The sequence below is a fragment of the Burkholderia sp. Ax-1719 genome (assembly GCF_011753055.1).
In the GTDB taxonomy this organism is placed as follows: Bacteria; Pseudomonadota; Gammaproteobacteria; order Burkholderiales; family Burkholderiaceae; genus Paraburkholderia.
This window is the reverse complement of the sequence record NZ_VWWJ01000027.1, coordinates 1-21,607: the sequence shown is the minus strand read 5'-3', so window position 1 is coordinate 21,607 and position 21,607 is coordinate 1. Positions and strand designations below refer to the sequence as shown.

17 protein-coding genes and 1 pseudogene are annotated in these 21,607 nt (G+C 66.8%); 6 read left to right on the top strand and 12 right to left on the bottom strand.

Annotated elements, in window-relative coordinates; all coding sequences use genetic code 11:
• Positions 1-51 precede the first annotated feature (51 nt).
• Positions 52-2,442: a TonB-dependent receptor gene (locus F3J17_RS30745; protein ID WP_167068596.1), complete on the top strand. Its 2,391-nt coding sequence runs from the start codon at positions 52-54 to the stop codon at positions 2,440-2,442.
• 22 nt (positions 2,443-2,464) lie between these two features.
• On the opposite strand, the gene F3J17_RS30740 is transcribed toward F3J17_RS30745, so the two are convergent.
• Both F3J17_RS30740 and F3J17_RS30735 read right to left on the bottom strand, forming a co-directional pair.
• Positions 2,465-3,916 (bottom strand): ATP-binding protein, encoded by a 1,452-nt coding sequence (locus F3J17_RS30740; protein WP_345891270.1) that lies wholly within the window; start codon positions 3,914-3,916, stop codon positions 2,465-2,467.
• Positions 3,913-4,662, bottom strand: a complete 750-nt coding sequence (locus F3J17_RS30735) for a response regulator transcription factor (RefSeq protein WP_167068467.1) — start codon at positions 4,660-4,662, stop codon at positions 3,913-3,915. Before F3J17_RS30735 ends, F3J17_RS30740 begins: the two co-directional genes overlap by 4 nt.
• Positions 4,663-4,796: 134 nt before the next feature.
• On the opposite strand from F3J17_RS30735, the gene F3J17_RS30730 reads away from it, so the two are divergent.
• The 4 genes from F3J17_RS30730 (at position 4,797) to F3J17_RS30715 (ending at position 9,264) form a co-directional block, all read left to right on the top strand.
• The gene (locus F3J17_RS30730; RefSeq protein WP_240161221.1) at positions 4,797-6,044 is read left to right on the top strand and encodes an ABC transporter substrate-binding protein; all 1,248 of its coding nucleotides are present in this window, start codon (positions 4,797-4,799) and stop codon (positions 6,042-6,044) included.
• Positions 6,045-6,121: 77 nt separating this feature from the next.
• Entirely contained in the window at positions 6,122-7,150 is a 1,029-nt protein-coding gene (locus F3J17_RS30725; RefSeq protein ID WP_240161223.1) for an iron ABC transporter permease, read from the top strand.
• Positions 7,147-7,974, top strand: coding sequence for an ABC transporter ATP-binding protein (locus F3J17_RS30720; RefSeq protein ID WP_167068464.1), 828 nt, complete (start codon positions 7,147-7,149; stop codon positions 7,972-7,974). The genes F3J17_RS30725 and F3J17_RS30720 overlap by 4 nt, the downstream gene beginning before the upstream one ends.
• A 147-nt stretch (positions 7,975-8,121) precedes the next feature.
• Entirely contained in the window at positions 8,122-9,264 is a 1,143-nt protein-coding gene (locus F3J17_RS30715) for a porin (RefSeq protein ID WP_167068461.1), read from the top strand.
• Positions 9,265-9,460: 196 nt separating this feature from the next.
• Here F3J17_RS30715 and F3J17_RS30710 read toward each other — a convergent pair whose 3' ends face one another.
• Entirely contained in the window at positions 9,461-9,610 is a 150-nt protein-coding gene (locus tag F3J17_RS30710) for a hypothetical protein (RefSeq protein ID WP_167068458.1), read from the bottom strand.
• Between the two features lie 171 nt (positions 9,611-9,781).
• Here F3J17_RS30710 and F3J17_RS30705 point away from each other — a divergent pair, with 171 nt between their 5' ends.
• Positions 9,782-11,197, top strand: coding sequence for an MFS transporter (locus tag F3J17_RS30705; protein ID WP_167068455.1), 1,416 nt, complete (start codon positions 9,782-9,784; stop codon positions 11,195-11,197).
• A gap of 72 nt (positions 11,198-11,269) precedes the next feature.
• On the opposite strand, the gene F3J17_RS30700 is transcribed toward F3J17_RS30705, so the two are convergent.
• The 9 genes and pseudogenes from F3J17_RS30700 to F3J17_RS30660 form a co-directional block, all read right to left on the bottom strand.
• Positions 11,270-14,074, bottom strand: a complete 2,805-nt coding sequence (locus tag F3J17_RS30700; RefSeq protein WP_167068452.1) for an Hsp70 family protein — start codon at positions 14,072-14,074, stop codon at positions 11,270-11,272.
• Positions 14,075-14,186: 112 nt separating this feature from the next.
• The gene (locus F3J17_RS30695; RefSeq protein ID WP_167068449.1) at positions 14,187-16,031 is read right to left on the bottom strand and encodes an Hsp70 family protein; all 1,845 of its coding nucleotides are present in this window, start codon (positions 16,029-16,031) and stop codon (positions 14,187-14,189) included.
• Entirely contained in the window at positions 16,028-16,648 is a 621-nt protein-coding gene (locus F3J17_RS30690) for a DUF2760 domain-containing protein (protein WP_167068446.1), read from the bottom strand. Before F3J17_RS30690 ends, F3J17_RS30695 begins: the two co-directional genes overlap by 4 nt.
• Before the next feature lie 298 nt (positions 16,649-16,946).
• A complete protein-coding gene (locus tag F3J17_RS30685; protein ID WP_167068443.1) occupies positions 16,947-17,258 on the bottom strand; it encodes a hypothetical protein in 312 nt (103 codons plus the stop codon).
• On the bottom strand, positions 17,255-17,782 hold the full coding sequence (locus tag F3J17_RS30680) for a hotdog family protein (RefSeq protein WP_167068441.1): 528 nt from the start codon (positions 17,780-17,782) through the stop codon (positions 17,255-17,257). The genes F3J17_RS30685 and F3J17_RS30680 overlap by 4 nt, the downstream gene beginning before the upstream one ends.
• Positions 17,779-18,615, bottom strand: a complete 837-nt coding sequence (locus F3J17_RS30675; RefSeq protein ID WP_167068438.1) for a beta-ketoacyl synthase chain length factor — start codon at positions 18,613-18,615, stop codon at positions 17,779-17,781. Before F3J17_RS30675 ends, F3J17_RS30680 begins: the two co-directional genes overlap by 4 nt.
• Positions 18,616-18,642: 27 nt before the next feature.
• Positions 18,643-19,863 (bottom strand): beta-ketoacyl-[acyl-carrier-protein] synthase family protein, encoded by a 1,221-nt coding sequence (locus F3J17_RS30670; protein ID WP_167068435.1) that lies wholly within the window; start codon positions 19,861-19,863, stop codon positions 18,643-18,645.
• A gap of 55 nt (positions 19,864-19,918) precedes the next feature.
• Entirely contained in the window at positions 19,919-20,842 is a 924-nt protein-coding gene (locus F3J17_RS30665) for a polysaccharide deacetylase family protein (RefSeq protein ID WP_167068432.1), read from the bottom strand.
• A pseudogene (locus F3J17_RS30660) lies at positions 20,839-21,607 on the bottom strand (hypothetical protein); the annotation flags it as partial. The gene F3J17_RS30665 and the pseudogene F3J17_RS30660, both read right to left, overlap by 4 nt.

Here is a 21,607-nt window from a genome sequence, read left to right as displayed (position 1 = left end):
TCTCTTACTAATCTTCGGGTCGGGGCATCAATGAGAACACCGTATCGGGCGATGTCGATAGCCATCGCCGCAGTGGCATGGACAGGGGCAGCGCAGGCGCAAAACACTGGCGGCAACAACGCGAGTAACGCTGCACAGGCAGACGCAACGTCGTCGAAGCAGGACGTGCAGGTGCAGGACCGCGTCGTGGTGACAGGCACGCGCACGGCCACGAAGGCCACGCGCAGTCTTACGCCCGTCGACGTGATTACGGCCGCGCAATTGCAGAGCACGGGCCAGACCGATCTGCGCGACGCGCTGGTCTCGCTTTCGCCCGCGATCCAGCGGCAGGCGATGGGCGGCGCGCAGGCGGCGCTGGTCGATACGCTCACGCTGCACGGACTGACGCCGGACCAGGTGCTGGTGCTCGTCAACGGCAAGCGCCGTCATTCGACCGCGACAATCTCGCTCAATCCCGGCCCGCAGCAAGGCTCCACCGGCGTGGACATCGACCTGATTCCCGTGAGCGCCGTCGATCACGTGGAAATCCTGCGCGATGGCGCGGCGGCGCAATACGGCTCCGATGCCATCGCCGGGGTCATCAATATCATTCTGAAATCGGATACCAAGGGCGGTTACATCGAAAGTCTCACGGGGCAGACGTATCAGGGCGACGGGTTGCGCCAGAGCACGTCCGCGAATTATGGTTTCGCGCTAGGCCCAGGCGGCTTCCTGAATCTGAGCGCCGAAGTGTCGCGCGAAAATCACACCAATCGCACCGAGCAATATGCGCATACCGGCGCGCTGGCCGGCGAAGCCAGCAACAAATATATCGGCGATCCGGCCAGCACGCGCCAGGTCGTGGGCTTCAACGCGGGCTATTTTCTGAATGACAACGTGCAGCTGTACGGCTTCGGCACCTACGCACATCGCGATGCGGCCAGCTATCAGACCGTGCGCGGCGCGAGCGTGCTGCCCGGTGTTTATCCGAACGGCTTCGTGCCGCAGGATCTGCTGAGCGAAAACGACTTCTCTGTCACGCTTGGCGCGAAAGGCGACAATCTGCTGGGCTGGAAATGGGATTTGAGTTCGACCTATGGCGGCGACAACGCCAATTTCAGTCAAGCGTCGTCGGCGAATATCGGGCTTTATCAGGCCACGGGCCAAACGCCCACGAAGTTCTATATCGGCCGCCAGGCGGATACGCAATGGACCAATAACCTCGATCTCACGCGGCCCTTCAATCTGGGCTTCCTGCCTGCACCGCTGAACGTTTCGTTTGGGGTGGAGCAGCGTATCGAAGGGTATTCGGTGGGCGCGGGCGAGCCGTATTCGTATCTGTATGGCGGCACACCCGCGCTGGTGGGCTTGCCGCCTGCGAGCGAGAGCAACAATACGCGCAACGTACTGGCCACTTATATCGATCTCTCGACGAATATCACGCGCAAATGGCGCATCGATCTGGCGGGGCGCTTCGAGCACTACAGCGATGTGGGCGATACGACCAACGGCAAGATTGCCACGCGTTACGACTTCACGCCGTGGATCGCTTTGCGCGGCAGCGTCAGCACCGGTTTTCGCGCGCCTTCACTTGCTCAGGAATACTATACGACGATCAGCCCGACGCCCACTTCGGCATTCGCCTTGCTCGCCGCCAATTCGGCTGCGGCGCGCGCGCTGGGCGCACAGGCGCTCAAGCCGGAAAAGTCGACCAGCTATAACATCGGCCTTGTGCTCACGCCCGCGCGCGATCTCAACGTGACGATCGACGCGTATCAGATCGATATTCGCGACCGTATTGTCGAAGGCGGCTCGCAGACGGGCGCAGCGGCCATCAGCGCAATCGGGCTGGCGGGATTCTCGACCCCACTGGGGATTCCCGCTTCGGCGATATCCGCGAGCTACTTCACCAATGGCGCAAATACGCGCACGCGCGGCCTCGATCTGGCCGCCACGTATCGCACGTATCTGGGCCAGTACGGTAGCATCGACTGGGATCTGGGCATCAATTTCAACACCACTTCGCTCACGCGGCTGGCGGCGGGCGCGAATGGCAAGCCGCTGTTGAATGCGCAGCAGATCGCCTATCTGACCACGGGCACGCCCAAGAACAAGATCATTCTGGGCGGCGTGTGGAATTACGGGAAATGGGGGCTTTCGCTGCATGAAACGCGCTATGGCAGCACGTCTGCGCAGGAGTCGTATCGCACGGGACCGAATGCGGGATCGGTGACGGTCTTTATTCCTTTCACCAACAAGGCCGAATACACCACCGATATCGAGGCGCGCTACAGCGTCACGAAGCATTTCAATGTGGCGGTGGGCGCGCGCAATCTGTTCAACGCCTATCCCAGCAAACTGCCGGTCGCAGCGCAATACGCAGGCGCGGTGTATGACACGACGACCTCGCCTATCGGCATCGACGGCGGATTTTACTATCTGCGCGCCCGCTACGTGTTTTAAGGCGGCTTTGCGCGACGATTCATCAATCGTCGCGTGGCAGGATCAGTTCGGCATCGAGCCCGGCGATGCGGCCGGCCTCGATGCGATTGCTCAGCGTGAGCGTGCCGCCGTGCGCGGCGGCGATGCTGCGCGCGATCGTGAGACCCAGGCCCGTGCCGCCGCTCCTGCTTGCATCGTGCTGGGCGGAGATGCGGAAATACGGCTCGAATACGCGTTCGAGCAACGCGGCATCGGCAATGCCGGGGCCATTGTCGCTCACGCACACGCGCACCTGATGGCCCTCATCGCGCACGCTAATGCGCGCTTGTCCGCCATAGAGAATGGCGTTGTCGACGAGATTCTGCAAACAGCGCTTAAGGTTGCGCGCGAAACCTTTCACCGGCGCGCGCGTGCTGCCCGTGACGCTGGCCGCCAGACCTGCTTCGCGCGCATCTTCCACCAGTCCTTCGAGCATTGAATCGAGATCGATCTTCTGGCGCGCCTCGGCAATTTCCACGCCCTGCACGACGTCGAGCGTGGCGCGCACCATCGCTTCCATATCGTCGAGATCGCTGCGTAGACGTTCTCGCCATGTGGCGTCGGGCAACATTTCGGCGCGCAGTCGCAGGCGCGTGAGGGGCGAGCGCAGATCGTGCGAAACAGCGGCGAGAAAGCGCGATCGTTCGGTCAGATAGCCGATCAATTGCTGCTGCATCGCATTGAACGACTGTGCCGCACTGCGCACTTCCTGCGGCCCGTTTTCGGGCAGCGGCGCGCGGTGGATATTGCGGCCCAGCGCTTCGGCGGCGCGCGTGAGCTGGCGCAGCGGCGCGAGCGCGAAGCGCACGGCAACAAAAGCGATCGCGCACACCGCGGCGAAGCGCAGCAGATAGATCCGCAGCAGATAGTCGAACACCAGTTCGCCGCGCTCGGAATGCATGCCCGCCTGGCCTTCGTTCGAATGCACGTCGAGCCAGCCTTGTCCCGGAACGTTCAGGAGTACGTGGAAATCACCTGTGGGCATGCGCGAATCGAACAGGCTCAGGATGCCGCGATGCCGCCCGGCGTCGTCGCGTATCTGTGCATCGAGCAGACGTACTTCGATGGGTTCGCCAAGACGTTTCTGGATGACGCCGGAGATGAGTCCGCTCGTGGCGCGCAGCGTGAGCGATCGCGGCGTGGCGAAGGGCGGAAGATCCGTCGGCGTGCCCGCGATCCAGCGCAGCGTGTAGCGCGAGTCGCTCAATTCGTCGCGGATCACGTCGCGCGTGGCCGCATCGGGCGCATGCTGAAGCAGGCGCACCGTATCGGCGAGACGGCTCGCGAACAGGCGCGCGGGAATCTCCAGCGTGCGGTTGTCGTGCGTGTCGAACCAGATCGTGCTGGTGAGCAACTGGCCGGCGAACAAACCCGCCGCGAGGATCAGCACGAGGCGGCCGAACAGCGTGTCCGGCCACACGAGGCGGCGCAATGTCGTGCGCAGTGTCGTGATCACGCTTCGTAGGCCACGTTGGCGACCAGCATGTAGCCTTCGTTGCGCACGGTGCGGATCAGCGCGGCATTGCGCGCCGAATCCTTCAGGTGATGGCGCAGCCGGCTCACGCACACGTCGATGGAGCGGTCGAGCGGGGTGTGGCCTTTATCGAACACCTGATCGAGCAGATATTCGCGCGACAGCGGCCGGTTGGGATGATCGAGCAGGGTGCGCAGCGTGCGGTAGTCGGAGCCGCCGAGCGACACCACTACACCTTCGGGCGAAAGCATCTGCTTCATGCGCGTGTCCAGGCGCCAGCCTGCGAAAGTGACGAAGGCGCTGGCATCGGCATGACGGCTTTTCGCCGCGTTCGTACCGTTCGTATTCGACGCGGGTTCGGGCACGGCGCGCGTGCGCCGCAACACCACCTTGATCTTGGCGACCAGTTCGCGCGGATCAAAAGGCTTGGGCAGATAGTCGTCCGCGCCCATTTCCAGACCCAGAATGCGGTCGAGCAAACCGCCGCGCGCGGACAGCATGATGATCGGCACGGCGTTTTCGCGGCGCAGGTCGCGCGTGAGGTCGAGGCCGTCCTCGCCGTCGAGCATCAGGTCGAGCACGATCAGGTCGATGCGCGTTTGCCGCAGGATCTGCTTCATCTGCGCGCCGTTGCAGGCGGCGCTCGCCTCGTAGCCCATGTCGCGCAGATAGTCGCGCAAAAGCTGGCGGATATTGGGGTCGTCGTCGACGACGAGGATGTGGTCCATCGTGGATTCGCTTCTTTGCCGCAGCCCTCGCGAACGCTGCCAACACATTCCATTACAAAAGGGCCGCTTCTCAACACATTGCCATTACATCGCGCCGCTAAAGTGTCGGCTGCAAATAGCAATCGTTCTCATTTATGAATTCTATCATGCCGATGCGCCGCGTTTCCGTTCACCTTATGCGCGCCGCCGCCGTCGCTGGCGCGGTTTTGATGGCCGGTGCGGCCTATGCCACAACGCCCGCCGCGCCCGCCGACGCGAATGTTGCCACGTCGGCAACGCTCGCAGCAACTTCGCCGGCCGCAGCGCTGACGGTCACCGACCTCGCGGGCCGCACCGTCAAGATTCCCGCGAATCCGCACCGCATCCTGCTGGGCGAGAGCCGTCTGCTGTCCGCCGTCGCGCTGCTCGAAGGGCCGAAGCCGCTCGCGCGCATCGTCGGCTGGCAAGGCGATCTGCCGACCATGGACCCGCAGACTTACGATGCCTACGCGCACAAGTTCCCGGAAATCCGCACGATTCCGCTGATCGGCAAGGCCACCGAAGACAGCATCAGCGATGAGAAAGCCCTCGCGCTCAAGCCGGATGTGGCGATTTTCAGCGTCGCGGGCCACGGTCCGAGCCGCTACAACGCGCTCGTGAAGCAACTGGAAGCGACCGGCACGACGGTGGTGTTCATCGACTTCCGCGTGCATCCGCTGCAGAACACGCTGCCGAGCATCAAGCTGCTGGGCCAGGTGCTGCATCGCGAGCAGCAGGCCGATGCCTATATCCAGTTCTATCAGCAGCATCTCGCGGCGGTGGAGAGCGTCGTCAAGACGATTCCCGAGAACCAGCGCCCGAAGGTGTTCGTCGACATGCTCGCGGGCGTCTGGGACGCCGGCTGCTGCCATACGGCGGGCAAGGGCAACTTCGGCGAATTCGTCGATGCGGCGGGCGGGCGCAATATCGCCGCCGGTCTGCTGCCGGGCGTGCTCGGCGACATCAGCATGGAGCAGGTGATCGCGTCGAAGCCGGATGTCTACATCGCCACTGGCAGCCGCACCAAGCCGGGCCTGGCCTCCCTGCGCGTGGGCGCGGAAACCAGCGAACACGATGCGCAGGCGAGCCTCGCGCAACTGGTCGCGCGTCCGGGCTTCGACACCATCAAGGCGATTCACGATGGCCGCGTGCACGGTATTTCGCACAATTACTACGACTCGCCGTACAACATCGTCGCGATTGAGGCGTTTGCGAAGTGGTTCTATCCGCAGCAGTTCAAGTCTTTGAATGTGCAGGCGACGCAGGACGAGTTGTATCGACGCTTCCTGGCCGTGCCGGATAGCGGCGCGGAATGGGTCGATGCGCCGCTTACGCAAGCTGCGCAGAAAGAGGCCGCGCGATGAACGACATGCGTATGCCAGCCGGTTCCGGCTGGCGCGCAGGCGAGGCCGCTGACGTCGATGTTCAGGCGCAGGCGCAGATGCGCGCCTACGCGCGCCTGACGCGGCGTCGCGCCTTGCTGCTCGTGGTGGTGGCGATGCTGATCGCCGGGTCGCTGCTGATCGACGCGAGTTCGGGCCCGTCGGGCTTGCCGCTCGCGACGCTCGTGCACACGCTGTTCGACCGCGCGCATGCCGATCCCGCCGATGTCGTGATCGTCTGGCAGATCCGCTTGCCCTACGCGGTGATGGCGCTCGCGGTGGGCGCGTCGCTCGGCCTGTCGGGCGCGGAAATGCAGACCATCCTTAACAACCCGCTCGCGAGCCCTTATACGCTCGGTGTATCGGCGGCGGCGGCGTTTGGTGCATCGCTCGCCATCGTGCTCGATCTGGCGATTCCCGGTGTGGCGCAGACGTGGGTGGTCTCAGCGAATGCCTTCGTGTTCGCGTTTGCTTCGGCGCTCACGCTCGACCTAGTCGCGCGCTGGCGCGGCATGAGCACTGCGGGCGTGGTGCTGATGGGCATCGCGCTGGTGTTCTCGTTTCACGCGCTGACCGAACTGATGCAGTTCATCGCTTCCGCCGACGCGCTCCAGGGCCTCGTGTTCTGGACGCTCGGTTCGCTCGCGCGCGCCGACTGGACCAAGATCGGCGTGCTCGCGGCGGCGCTGGCGGTGGCCTTGCCGCTGTCGATGCGCAACGCGTGGGCGCTCACGGCGCTGCGCCTGGGCGAGGATCGCGCGGCGAGTTTCGGCATCGACATCAAGCGCCTGCGCCTGACCACGCTGCTGCGCGTGGCGGTGTTGTCGGCGCTGGCGGTGTCGTTTGTCGGCACGATTGGTTTTGTCGGGCTGATCGCGCCGCATCTCGCGCGCACGCTGTTCGGCGAGGACCATCGCTTCTATCTGCCGGGCAGTCTGCTGCTGGGCGCGCTGATGCTCTCGCTCGCCTCGATTGCGTCGAAGCTGATCGTGCCGGGCGTGCTGATTCCGGTGGGCATCGTCACGGCGCTGGTCGGGATTCCGCTGTTTCTGGCGATCGTGGTGCGCTCGCAAGGAGCCGCGCAATGAACACCACCGCGACTGGACTCTCGATTCACGATCTGGGCGTGCGTTACGGCCGCCGCGACGTGCTGTGCAACCTCAGCGCGGGACCGTTGCCGCGCGGCGAAATCACGGCGCTGCTCGGGCCGAACGGCAGCGGCAAATCCACGCTGCTGCGCACGCTCGCAGGCCTCGCGAAACCCTGCGCCGGTGCGCTCACGCTCGACGGCGCGCCGCTCGCGCTCGGCGTGGCGAGTGCGCGTTCGCATAGCGTCGTCTATCTGCCGCAGGCCTTGCCCGCGGGCGTGAAGTTGCAGGTGCTCGAATCGGTGCTGGTGGCCGCGCGCGCCGGACGCGATCCCGCGTTGCGCTCGCATACCAGCGCGCAAGTGCTGGCGGCGGCGCACGACGCGCTTGAACGCCTCGACATCGGCGCGCTGGCGAACCGCTCGCTCGACGAACTGTCGGGTGGCCAGCGGCAGCTTGTCGGCATTGCCCAGGCGCTGGTGCGCGAGCCGCAGATCCTGCTGCTCGACGAACCGCTTTCCGCGCTCGACCTCAATCACCAGTATCAGGTGATGGCGGTGCTGCGCGACATCACGCGCGAGCGCGGCATCGCCACCGTGGTGGTGCTGCACGACATCAACGCGGCCATGCGCGCGTGCGATCGCGCCATGCTGCTGCACAACGGGCGCATCGCGCACTTCGGCATTCCCGCCGATGTCGTCACGCCCGCCAGTCTCGCCGAAGTATTCGGAGTCCGCGCGCGCATCGAGCCATGCTCGCGTGGCTTCCATCAGGTTCTGATCGACGGTCTCGCCGATCGGAAGGGCCCAGCCAGCCGCCAGTAGCGCGTCCCAGCCACGCCCGTTCAATTCGTCACGCACCGGTTCGCGCCGGGAACACGACGCCGCGTTTGACCGCGCGGCGTCGTGCGACTGCGCACGCCCGCGTGACGCCAAAACAACTCGAAACTAAACGAATCAAGCAGGGAAACCATGAAGAAGACTTTCCTGGTAGCCGCGTGCGCGGCCGTGTGGGCGTGCGGCGCGCATGCGCAGAACAGTGTGACGCTGTATGGCCTGATCGATGCGGGCCTTTCCTTCAACAGCAATGCCGGCGGGGCGAAGTCGTATCAGGCCGGCAGCGGCAACGTGACGGGCAGCCACTGGGGCATCATTGGCCGCGAAGATCTGGGCGGCGGCACCGCGGCGATCTTCCAGCTCGAAAACGGCTTTTCGCTGATGAACGGCACGATGCGTCAGGGCGGCCGCCTGTTCGGCTTCCAGTCGTGGGTGGGGCTGACCAACGCGAAATACGGCTCGCTGACGTTTGGCCGCCAGTACGACTCGGTGGTCGACTATCTCGCGCCGCTGAGCTTCACGGGCCGCCACCCGGGCGGCAACAACCTGAGCGCGCACCCGTACGACAACGACAACCTCAATAACTCGTTCCGCGTGAACAACGCGGTGAAGTTCGCCAGCACGAACTACGCGGGGCTGAAATTCGGCGCGCTGTACGGTTTCTCGAACGAAGCAGGGGGCTTCGACGACAACCGTGTGTATAGCGTTGGCGCGTCGTATGAGACGGGTCCGCTGATTTTCGCGGCGGGTTATCTGCAGGCGAATAACGGCGGCAGCGCCACTAACACGAGCGGCGCGATCACGCTCACGGAACGCACCTTCATCGCTTCGCAGCAGCGCGTCTACGGCGCGGGCGTGAACTGGCTGGCGGGCAATGCGCGCCTGGGCTTTGTGTGGACGCGCACGCAACTGGGCGGCCTCGACACCATCAACGGCGCGAACAGCCTGGGCCTGACGCAGAACGGCCAGGGCGCGAGCTTCTCGAACTACGAAGTGAACGCCTCGTATCACTTCACGCCGTCGTTCAGCGTGCTGGGCGAATACACCTACACGCAGGGCGCGCTGTCGACCGCGAGCGGCGAGCATCACCCGACGTGGCATGAAGTGTCGGTGCAGGCCGATTACTTCCTCTCCAAGCGTACTGACGTCTACACGCAGGTGAGCTGGCAACACATTTCCGCTGACGGATCGGGCCTGACCGCCGACGTGAGCGGCCAGTCCACGGCCTCGGGCGACCAGCAGACCGTGGTGGGCGTGGGCTTGCGACACCGCTTCTGATCGAGTGGGTGCTCGCGTCTGGTGCGCTGGATCGCTGCGGTGCACCAGACGCTGACACGCGTCGCACATGAATGGTGGGGCGCATGCGCCCCTTCTTTTTGTGCGCCGGGCACACCAACCGCGCGCGCAAGCCCTGTATTTCAAGGGTTTGCGACGACAGCACACCCCTGTGCACGATGAGTGGCATAGCTATTGCTTAGTGATGCAGCGAGGCCAATGACGGTCTCGACGAATTGACATCGCCGCGCCAGACAAGCGCGACGATCGGATCTGGCGGATTGCGATCAACAGCAATCAGCAGGAGCCAGCAGCGCGGGGCAACGGCGTCCCGAAGCGTGATTCCCATGGAGATTCCATGCGAACGCGCTTCGGGACGCTTTTTTGTTTGCGGCGCGCAGGCGCGAAGCAGGCCGGTCCGAAGCAAGGTTCGCTGAATAAATCGGAGTGCGAAGTTAAACGGATGAGATGCGCCGAAGCATCGTTCGCCCATCTGAATCCATTACCTGGGGAGTGCCTCGTGAAAGACCTTTTGAGTTCGCTGAAGAGCGGCAACTGGCGCGCGCTGCTGGCGTGTTTCCTGTATTTCGACACCGGCTTCACGGTCTGGGTGATGTTCGGCCCGCTCGCGCCGTTCATCCAGAAGGACATCCACATGTCGCCGGCCGAACTCGGCCTGCTGGTGGCCGTGCCGGTGCTGGGCGCGGCCATTCTGCGCGTGACGCTCGGCAATCTCTATCAGGCCTGCGACGGCCGCAAGGTCGCGCTGATGGGCATCGCGCTTTCGGCGATTCCCGCTGTCGTGCTGCTGCTGATGCCGGGCGCACCGTCGTACACGCTGCTGCTGGTGCTGGGCGTGCTGCTGGGCGTGGGCGGCGCGAGCTTCGCCGTGGCCTTGCCGATGGCGGGCAGCAACTATCCGCCGAAAGTGCAGGGCCTGGTGCTGGGGCTGGCCGCAGCGGGCAATATCGGCGCGGTGCTCGACGGTTTCCTGTTTCCGGGGCTCGCCAACAACATCGGCTGGGCGCATGCAACGGGCGCTGCGCTGCCGCTGCTCGGCATCGCGGCGCTGGCGGTGTGCTTCTGGGCGCGGGATCTTGGCCAGAAGTCGGGTAGTGCGCCGAAGGCGTTGCGCGCATTTTTTATCACGCTGGCGGGGCTGCTCGCGCTAGTGCTGGCTGTGCATGCGGGCGTGTTCGGCGCGGGCAAGACGGGCGTGCTGCTGTTGCCGGTGATGGGCGCGCTGCTGGCGATCGCAGTGCTGCCGCGTCACTATCGCGGCGTGCTGGCGGAAGGCGATACGTGGGTGGTGATGCTCGTGTACAGCATCACGTTTGGCGGGTTTGTCGGCATGTCCTCGTATGTGACGACGCTGCTGGTGTCGCTCTATCAGGTGCCTAAGCTGGAAGCGGGCGTGATCATGTCGCTGCTGGCGCTCACGGGCGCGATGGTGCGTCCAGTGGGCGGTCTGATCGCCGATCGTATTTCTGGCGTGCGCGCGCTGGTGCTGCTGCTTGCGGCGATTTCGCTGTGCGACTTCGCGTTCGCTGCTTGGATGCCGCCGTTTGCGGCTGGGATCGCGCTGCTGGCGCTGACCTATGTGTGCTTCGGTCTGGGTAATGGCGCGACGTTCCAGTTGGTGCCGCGTCGCTGGCAGGGGCGCACGGGTCTGATGTCGGGCATCGTGGGCGCAGCGGGCGGCATCGGTGGTTTTTATCTGCCCGTGATCATGGGGATAGCGAAGGAAAGCACAGGCAGCTATCAGATGGGTTTTGCGACGTTCGGCGGTCTGGCGGCGGTGGCGTTCGGGCTGGTGGTCGCGCATCGTGCGCGCTGGCTGGAGTGGGCGTTGTCGCAGGAGGTGCTGATGGCGCAACCGGTGGCGGTGCCGGTGGTGCAAACGGCGCGGGCCGTGGAGGCGCAGGCAGGACATTGAGGCCCGGTCACTGAGCCGATGGATGACGCGCTCCGGTTTGCAGAACCGGAGCGCGTTGTGCCGATGGAAGGTTCATCCTCCCATCAACTTCAACCCCGCCGGCAACGCCTCGCCGAACACACGCCCCGTATCGGCGTTATCCAGCTCCACCACCTCGCGCACCATCTCAATCCACGTGTGCGGTGCGTTCGCGCTCTCCAGCCGCTTCAGCACCGCTTCGCGCAACTCAGGCGCGATATCGCGTGAACGGTCGCCCGTCATGCGCGCGATCTGCGCAGCGGCGAACATCGCGGGTTCGACCTTTTTCCAGTCGAGCGCGAGAATCGCGTCGAGCCATTGCCCCGCCACCTCCGGCGGCACGACGCCATGCGCGCTGCCGTAGAAAGGCAGACGCGCGCCGATGCGGCCCAGCGCCCACCAGCTCTGCTGATTCTCCGCAGACTTTTGCAGACGCTCCAGCAGACGTGCGCCGATCTCGACCTTCTGCGCCGCGTCGATCTGCTCCAGCGACGCGTAGAGCCGCGTCATATCCGCATTGCCGAGCTTCGCCGGGTCGAACGGCAGCTTGTGATGTTTGGCGCTGGCCGCGTCTTCGAGCCAGCGCATCGCTTCGAGCACCTGCTCCTGCGATCCGGTGTTCAGGCCGCCCGCCGCGCGCCGCCACAGCGTCCACCATTCCGACCAGACCTGGCTGTCGTTGATGTGCTGGATACCGTCGTCGAACAGCGTCCACAACTGCTCGACGCGCCATTCGTCGAGCGGAAACCCGAAGCCTGGCCGCACGCAATAACCCGCGAGGTTGAGCCACAGACGTTCGTGATCGGCGGAGCGGCGGCGTCGTCCCGCGCGGTCCCAGAGCGCGCCGAACAGTTCGCGCAGCAGCGGACTATCCCAGTTCTGGCGCGGCCCGAGCGTGTGTTCGAGTTGCGCGCGCAACCGCTTCACTTCCTTGGGATCGACCTTGGCGGATTTCGCGCCGAACACGCGCTCGATCAGCGCGATGGCCTCGTCGAGCGCGGGATGACGCACGCGCGCACCCGCGTCCGGACGCGCGTGATCGTCGCGGCGCAGCTGGAATTCGAGCAGCCATTGCTGCGCGGGATCGTCAGTGGCGATGCAGCGCACTTCCAGCGTTCCGACTTCGGTTAGCTGCGCGCTGAGTTTTACGGGGCGCTCGCGCCCGGCTTTGTCCGCCGGGACAACGGTAGCGAGTGGCGGCAGGCGCACGAAATCGCCCGCCTGCGTGCTCGACAGATCGGCGATCTCCCCGGCTTGCCAGCGCGTTTCCGCCACTGTCGACACCAGATGGAACTGCACGGGATGCCCGACGCGCAGTGCGAACGTGCGGTCGTCCAACCTTACTTCATGGCCTTCTTCAGTGCCGCGCGGCAGCAGGCAGATGCCGCGTTGCGCGGTTTCGGCACCGCTGGCTTCGCCTTCGTCGAGCACGAGAAAATAGCTGCGCGGCGAGCCGCCACCGATACGCGGCGCGCGGCCTTTGCGCGCAAGCGCGAAAGCCACCGCACCGCGCGCGACGGCCACGTCGGGGTGATCGTTTTGCAGCACCGTGAGCGGCGCATCCCGCCAGGCGCCCAGCGTGTCGCGCAGGCGCGCGGACAGCGCGGGCGCATTGAACACGCCGCCGTTGAGCAGCAGCGTGTCGGGCACGGGCAGCGCCGCGGTGCTTGCGGCCTCGCCCAGCGCCTCGCGCGACTGTGCTGCGAAGCGTTGCAGGAAGGCCGCGATATGGCGCGTGATCGCCGGATCGGCTGCATAGGGCAGGCCGAATTCGACGATGGCCGCGCGCGAGCGTCGTGGCAGATCGCTGGCGTCGCCCGCCGGGAAGAAACCGTCGACGACAATACGCGACGCCTCTTCGCGCGTGAGTTGTGTGCTGCGCGCGCCGCCGATCAGCTTCGAGCCCGCGCCCAGCAGCGTCACGCCGACCGCTTCCGGCGCGTGCGCGTCGAGCAGCTGTTCCTTCGCGACCCGGCAACGCTCGACCAGTTGCGACAGACTCGCAGCGGACAGCCGGCCCGCTTGACCTTGCGTTCCGCTTAAGCGGCTTTCCGCCAGATGGGCGAGCGCGAGGTCCATATTGTCGCCGCCGAGCATCAGGTGATTGCCCACGCCGATGCGCGTCAGGCGCGGCTCGCCGTTTTCATCGACCTGCACCTGAATGAGCGTGAGGTCGGTCGTGCCGCCGCCCACGTCGCAGACGAGCACGAGGCGCGTGTGCGCGAGTTCGGCCTGCAGCGAATCGCGATGATGGAACAGCCAGTCGTAGAACGCCGCCTGCGGTTCTTCGAGCAGGCGCAGTTTGGGCAGTTGCGCGCGGCGCGCGGCTTCGAGCGTGAGCGCACGCGCGCCGTCGTCGAACGAGGCGGGCACGGTGAGCACCACGTCCTGCTGTTCGAGCGGCGCGTTGGGAAAACGGTGGTTCCACGCCGCGCGCACGTGCGCGAGATAGCTCGCGCTGGCGTCCACCGGCGAAACCTTGCCGACGTCGTCAGGCGCGCCCCAGGGCAGGATCGGCGCGAGCCGGTCCACCGAGGCATGCGAGAGCCAGCTTTTGGCGCTGGCGACCAGACGCCCCGGCACCTGCGCGCCCAGCGTGCGGGCAAGACTGCCGACGACGACGGCTTGATCGGCGGTAGCGTCTTGCGATGCGGGCCACGGCAGTTGCAGCGCGCCCGCGGGCAACTCGCCACCGGCGGGGTGATAGCGCGCCGACGGCAGCAACGGCTGCGCACCCACTTCGCCGGGCGCGGTGAGCTGCTCGATATCGAATACGCGGATTTCGTCGCCGCCTGCTTCGGCGTAGGCCACGACCGTATTGCTCGTCCCCAGGTCGATACCGACGACGTATGGCTTCATCGCGCTCAAATGCTGACTCGCTTGGCAATGAGACGGGCGCCGCCCAGGCCACGCCGATGTGGCGAGGCAAGGGCGGCGCCCGGGTGAATGCGCTCGATGGGTGGTAAGCGCGTCAGGCGCTCACGCCGCCGCGCACGTCGAATTCGACCTTCCAGCGCTCGTGGCTGCCGGACGGCACCGCTTCGAGTTCCAGCGTGCCCGCTTCGGTCACACGCGCGTGCAGCTTGACCGGCACGATTTCGCCGGGCGTGCGGCCTTCGGTGGGCAGTGTGGCCTGAATCTCTTCGAGCTCCTGCAACTCTTCAGCCGACCAGTAATCGAGCATCGTGCCGACCTGATCCTGACGTCGCACCGACGAACCGAAGAAGCGGAAGTGCACCGGCTCGCCGACCACGAGGCCGAATTCCTGCGCGGGCAGCGGCGCGTCCGTGCCTTCTTCCATACCGAACGGCGCGACGCACAGCGCCGACACCGGCGGCTCCAGACCCGGCACCGCAGGCATGGCCGATTCGACCGCCACGTAGTACGCGCGCGCCGTGCCCCCGCGAATGCGCACACCCTTGCCTTGCTTCACGTAGCCGTAATAGGCCGCGCCGCGTGCCACCGCGAGGTCGAGATCCGCGCCGCCGAGCAGTCGTGCCGCAGGTGCGCCTTCGGCAGCGAGCCAGCCGTTGACGATCTCAAGCACGCGGCCGGCGAGCAGTTCCGACTTGAACACGCCGCCGTTGAACAGCACGGCCGTGGGATGCAGGAAGCTCGCGCCTTCGGCGGGTGCGCCGAAACCTTCGACTTCCGCGAGCGCCGCGACCTGACGGCCGAGGAACGCCGCGAGATGGCGCGTGACACCCGCATCCTGCGCGTAGGGCAGGCCAAGCTGCGTGAGGCCGACGCGGGTGCGCACGGCCGGACGCGCGGCGGCGTCCACCTGCGGGAAGAAGCCTTCGAGGATGATCTGCGTGAGTTCCGCGCGCGTGAGTTCGGTGCGGATCGAACCGCCGATCAGCTTCGAACCGCGGCTGGGCACTACCAGCGGCACGGTGTCCACGTTTGGATCGGTGAGCAGCGTTTCCTTGGCCGAGCGGCACGCGTAGGTGAGCGCGCGCAGTTGCCACGGATCGGCCTGGGTGCCTTGCGCCGCGAGCTTGCGCGCGACCACGTGGGCGAGCGCCAGATCCATGTTGTCGCCGCCGAGCAGGATGTGCTCGCCCACGGCCACACGATGCAGTTCGAGATTGCCTTCGCGCTCGACCACCGCGATCAGCGAAAGGTCGGTCGTGCCGCCGCCCACATCCACCACGAGGATGATGTCGCCAACCTTGACGTCCTTGCGCCAGCCGCCGCCGCTCTTCTGGATCCAGCTATAGAGCGCGGCCTGCGGCTCCTCCAGCAGCGTCATGCGCGTGTAACCGGCGGCCTGAGCGGCTTCGGCGGTTAGTTCGCGTGCGGCCGGATCGAACGAGGCCGGAATCGTCACGGTGACGTCCTGGTCGCGCAGCGGCGCGTCAGGATGCGCCGCATCCCACGCCTCGCGCAGGTGCGTGAGGTAGCGGATCGAGGCTTCGAGCGGCGACACGCGCGCGACTTCGGGCGGCGCGTCGTTCGGCAGGATGGCCGCGCGACGATCGACGCCCGGGTGGCACAGCCAGGACTTCGCGCTGGAGACGAGGCGGATCGGCGTGCCCGCGCCACGGCTGCGCGCCATTTCGCCTACGGCGTATTCGCGCGTGGCCGTCCACGGCAGTGTCAGGTCGCCGGGCGTGAGTTCGCCCGCGTTGGGCAGGTAGAGGAACGAGGGCAGCAGCTCGGGCGATTCGATCGCGCCGGGCGCGGTCAGCTGCGTGACGGGCAGCACGCCTTGCACGGCCTTTTCGCCGTCACTGCCGGCGAGGTCGACGTAGGAAAGCGCGCAGTGCGTCGTGCCAAGGTCGACGCCAATGGAATAACGGGCTTCGCTCACAGTTCCACCTCAGCCGGTGCGAGAACCTTGGCGTCGTGCGACTTGACGAGCTTGGGCAGTTTCACGTCCTCGACGCGCCAGCCGCGATGGCTGATCGTGCCGTTGAAGGGCGCAGCGCCCACCACATTGCCGGTCAGGCGGATGGCGGTGGCGTCGAAGCCTTCGGGGATGCTCACGCGGCTGCCTTCGGCTTCCGTGCGCACCGGGCGGATCGTGAAGTGCTCGCGCAGCGTTGCGCGGCAGCCTTCGTGGACGAGGCGCGCGGCCGCGCCGATGTCGGCGTCCGCGTAGCCCGCGATGTCTTCTTCGACGAAATCGACGAAGCGCGCGTTGCGCTGAAGCAGGCCGAGCAGTTGCAGCGCCGCTTGCGGGCTGGCTTCCTCGATGGCGCTGGCGGCGGGCGCCACGGGCGCAGCTACCGGTGCGGGCGCAACCGGTGCGACGGGTGCAGCAGGTGCAACGGGCGCAGCGACGGGTGCGGAAACAGGCGCATCAAACGTCTCGCCGTTGCGCAGGCGGCGCACGCCGGCGGCCAGTTCGGCATTGCCGAGAATGGCGAAAAACGATCCGAAGGCGAGCGAAAGGCGGCCTGCGAATGAAATCTTGGGTTCGGTCATTAAAGCTACTCCAGTGGGCTCGCGCGCGGTCCTCCCGGGCAAGCGAGGCCCGGATGATACGTCCTCGGGCGGCGTCTGCTAAGGGCGGGGGCCAAACCGGCAGGAAAAATAGGAGCCCGGCACGGGCTCGAAAACCCGTATTTTGCCTTGTTGTGAGCGCGAGACGGGCAAATTGGCCGTTCGGCAGAGGCAATCGGGCCCGCAAAACCGTAAATTCGCGGATTTTGTGGGTCTGGCGGGCCGATATTGGAGGGATTCAGGCGGTCGAAGCGGCGCGGGCAGCACGCCGCCTCAGAGATCACGCGTCGTCGCCGTGCGTCTCTTCGCGGCTGCCGTCCTTGTGGAACACGCGCTTGGTCGTGCGCTTGGTGGCGTCCCAGCCTTCGCGCGAGGCGTGCGCGATACCGTGGCCCACGGTTTTGGCCGCATGTGCGGTGGCGTGGCCGAAGTCGCGCGCAGCCTCGCCGGTCTTGTGGGCGGCCTCTTTCGAGTCGTGCTTGATGTCTTCCTTCACTTCGTGAAGGTCGGCGTGGGCTGCCGAGCTGGTGAGGCCGAGCAGCAGCGCCGTGAAGATGAGCGAGCCGCGCAGATTGAGCGAACGATTTTTCATGTGGATTCTCCCTTGAGTGTGGCCGGGGGCGCGGGCGGGACGTCGCCGCCGGGCAGCCGCCCGGACGCGTCGAGCATCACGGCGGCGCGGCCCGAAAGCAGCGCCTGCGCGCCGCAGCGCACGGTGAAGGCGTAGAGCACGCTGGTGCCGTCGCCGTTCAGGCGTTCGGCTTCGATGATGAGCGGCCCGGTGAGCGTGTCGAGCCGCGCGACGTGGGCTTCCACGCCGCGCACGCTGGCAAGAAAGCCCACGCGCGGGTGCTGGTTTTCGCCGTCGCACGCGCCAACCAGCGCGCCATGCACGGCCATGGCCTGCGCCGCGTATTCGATGCCGCAAGCGGAGCCGAGCCGTCCACGCGCGCGCAGCGGATTGTGCGGATCGCGGTGGCTGGTCGCCGTGCAGCGGATATGCGTGTCGTCCCAGGCCTCGACGCCGTCGAGCAGACACATCGCGCCGCTATGCGGAATATGCGCCTCGATCCAGGCGCGATCGAGCAGCACGGCGTTCAGCGGGGCGGCGCTCACGGCGCGGGCTCCGACGGTGTCGGCGCGTGCGGGAAGCTCAGATCGATTCGCACGCGCGTTTCCGGCAGATAGTCGATCACCACGCTGGCCGCGCGGCGCTGCGCGATTGCTTCGAGCAGCGGCAGCGCACGCGCCGCCGGATTGCTCGCGCGCAACGCCTCGAACGCGGGCGAAGCGAGCTTCGTGGCGGGCGCGTCGGTGAGCTGCGCTTCGATATGAGCGAGGCCGGGCCGTTGCGCATCGCTTTCGGCCAGCGGCGCCAGCACGAGCGCCACGCCGAACGCGTCCTCTACGGCGCGCACCGCGCGCAGCGGCTCGGGATATTCGGCGTCATAGGCGATCAGCAGGCTCGGCACGGCGTCCACCGCGACCTGGCAGAGGCTTTCCAGCAGACCGGCCGCAAAGCTGCCGTCGTGCGCGCAGAGCACGTTCGAGGTGGCCTGCGCGTGCGCCGCGATGCTCCAGTAGCCCGCCGGGGCGTTGTGCACCGAGTTATGAAAACGCGTGGGCGAAAGCTGGCGGTCGTCGCCCGCGAGCGTTTCGCAGATCGCGTGACAGTTCTGGCCGTCGCCGCCCGAGGCCGCGAACACGGTTGCGAGCGTGTTCGCGTCGCGCCCGCTCGCGGCTACGGCTTCGTGGCCCACGGCCAGCGCGGTGCGCACGACCGGGCCGGTGCGGCGGCGCTCGGCGGAGGGCAGGGAGGCGGGCTGCGGCAGCACCGTGCGTGCGCTCTCGTAGGGCGCGCGGCCCGCGAGTACTTCGGCGGCGTGCGGCCAGTCGGGCAGTCCCGGGCCGATCAGGCCGATGCTTTCGATGCAGGCGTTCAGTTTCATCGCAATGTCGTCCACATGAAGCGGGGGTTAGCGCGTACGACCGGACGCACGACCAGGCGCACGACCAAGCACGAGGCTGCAATTCGTCCCGCCAAAGCCGAACGAATTACTCAGCACCGCGCGCATGTCCGCATCGCGGCTTTGCAGCACGTAGTTCACGCCCAGTTCCGGGTCGGGCTGCGTGGTGTTCACGCCAGCGGGAATGAAGCGCTCGCGCAGCGCCAGCGCGGCGGCCACGGCTTCCAGCGCGCCTGCCGCGCCCAGCGTGTGGCCGGTCGCGCCCTTGGTCGAACTGCAGGGCGTGGCGTCGAACAACGCGGCAATGGCGCGGCTTTCGGCGGCGTCGTTGCTGGGCGTCGCGGTGCCGTGCAGGTTGATATAGCCGATGTCGGCGGGCGTGAGCCCCGCGGTGGCAAGCGCCTGTTCGATGGCGGTGCGCGCGCCCAGCCCTTCCGGATGCGGCGACGACATATGGTGCGCATCGCTCGATTCGCCTACGCCGAGCAGCAGCACGGCATCGTCGGCGGGTGCCTGATCGCCTGGCAGACGTTCGAGCAACGCAAACGCCGCCGCTTCACCGATCGAAATGCCGTCGCGCGCCGCGTCAAACGGGCGGCACGGCTGGCGCGAGAGCAACTCCAGCGAATTGAAGCCGTATAGCGTGGTGAGGCAGAGCGAATCGACGCCGCCCACCACGGCCGCGTCGATCAATCCGGCTTCGATCATGCGGCGCGCGGAGCCAAACACCTTCGCCCCCGACGAACACGCCGACGAGATCGCCGTGGCCGGTCCGCGCAGGGCGCAGTACGCGCGCACGAAAGCCGCGACGGAATAGGGGTTGTGGGTCTCGGCGTAATGGAAGCCGGGCGCGAGCGCGCCGCTTTGCGGGTCGCGCGTGCGATAGGCCTGCTCGGTTTCGAGGATGCCGCTCGTGCTGGTGCCGATGAAAACGCCCACGCGATTCGCGCCGTAACGCGCGACCGCCGCTGCAACGTGCGCGGCGAAACCGTCCTGTTCCAGACCAAGCTGCGCGAGACGGTTGTTGCGGCAGTCGTAATCCTGGAGATCGGCGCGCATCGTCACGTCGTTCACGCCGTCGACCCGGCCGATCCAGGTGTCGAGTTCGGCGCGCTCGAAATCGCACGGCGCGAGGCCGCCGCGCTGGCCGCGCAGGGCGGCTAGCATCGCGTCGAGACCGCGCCCGAGGCAACTGGTGGCGGTGTAGTGCGAGAGCAGGAGTGGGTTCACGAATATCGTCTGGGTTGAGGGCCGCCGGGCTGCACGGCCATACGTTTGTTATGTGTCAAATTTTATCAAACGGAGCCGCGTCAATCGGCTTCTGGACGGGGAGTGGCGCGTGTTCGTGCGACGGATGCGGCAGGCTCTCTTCGAGCGCTTCGCGCAGCGTCACCCATCGCAAGTGCGCCTGCGCGGCGGCGCGCAGCAATTGCGGCAATACCGACAACACCACCGGCTCGCCGTCCGCGCCGCGCGCCGCATGGCCGTCATGGATCAGCAGGATGTCGCGGGGCGCGAGGCCGTGCAGCAGGCGTTGCGCGACCTTGGTCGCGTCGCGCTCGCGCGTGTCGAAGCCGCGCCGCGTCCAGCTCGCCAGATGCAGGCCCAGGTCACAGAGCACGGGTTCGAGGAAGGGATTGCGCAGGCCGGCCGGTGCGCGGAAAAAGAGCGGACGCGCCCCGGTGATCTCGCCCAGCGTGCGCTGTCCGGCTTCGATTTCGCGCCGCAGCGCACCCGGCGCTGACAGCGAGAAGTTGTGACGATGCCGCTGGCTATGGTTTTCAACGGCATGGCCGCGCGCGGCCATCCGCTCGACGATGTGCGGATAACGCAGCGCTCGCTCGCCGATGCAGAAGAACGTCGCGCGCACGCCGTGGGCGTCGAGCAGGTCGAGCACGCGCGGCGTGACCTCGGGGTCAGGGCCATCGTCGATGGTCAGGGCGATGCCGTCCTGCGCGGCTTGCGCGTCATGCAAGCGCGGCAGACGCCGCCAGTTCGGGCCGAGCCAGGCGCTCTTCGGCCAGAGTCCCGCGGCGGTCAGCACGAGATGCGAGGCGATCACGCCGCCGGTTGCCCAGGGCCATGTGGCCGGTTGCGCGAGCATGGCCGCCGCCGCGCCCACGTGCAGCGCGGCGGTGCCGGTAATCAGCGGCGCGGGTTTCCAGCGGCGCGGCGCGGCGGTGACCGGGAGCGGCGTCGGGGCGTTCATACGCGTTTCTCCTCGCGGGCGCTCAGCCCTGCGCCCACTGCCGACACGCCCGCAGGCGCGGCGCGCGCAGTCTGGGGCGCGAGAATCGCGGCGAATGCGAGCGCGAGCATCGCGCCTGGTCCCACCGTCAGGCCGAAAGTTTCGAGCAGCGGCACATGCGACAGCGCGAGCAGGCCAAAACCCGCCACCGTCGCCAGATTGGCGACCAGCAGCGACACCAGCGTGCCCGGCGCAATGGCGTGGTGATGGCCGTCGTCTGGCTTGTGCTTGCAGAAAAACAGCGCGTAATTCGAGCCGACCGCCACGATCAGCAGCATGCCCACCAGGTGCAGGATCGTGAGCGCCACGCCCGCGAGCGCAAAGCCCGCTGCCACCACGAGCACGGCGGTCACCAGCGGCGCGAGTGCGCGCGCGGCGCGCTTGACCGAGCGCAGCGCGAAAGCCAGCAGCACGGCGATCGCCGCAAAACCCGCCAGCGACAGACGCAAATCTTCGCGCACGTAGTTGGCGTAAAGGCGGTCGGCTTCGGTTTTCATATCGACGAACAGCGCGCCGGGCACGTGCGCTTGCGCGACGGCGGCGCGGATCGGCGCGGTGTTCAGGCTTGAGGTATCGGCCTGGGTTGCGCCGTCGGGCGCGCGCAGCGCGAGCATGGCGTTCCAGCCGCCGCCCGCGCGCGGCGTGAGCAGGGCGTCGACGGCCAGCGCCATCGAGGTGCCGCGGGAGAGCGTCGTTGAGGGGAAGAGTGGAGGCGAGAGTTGAAGT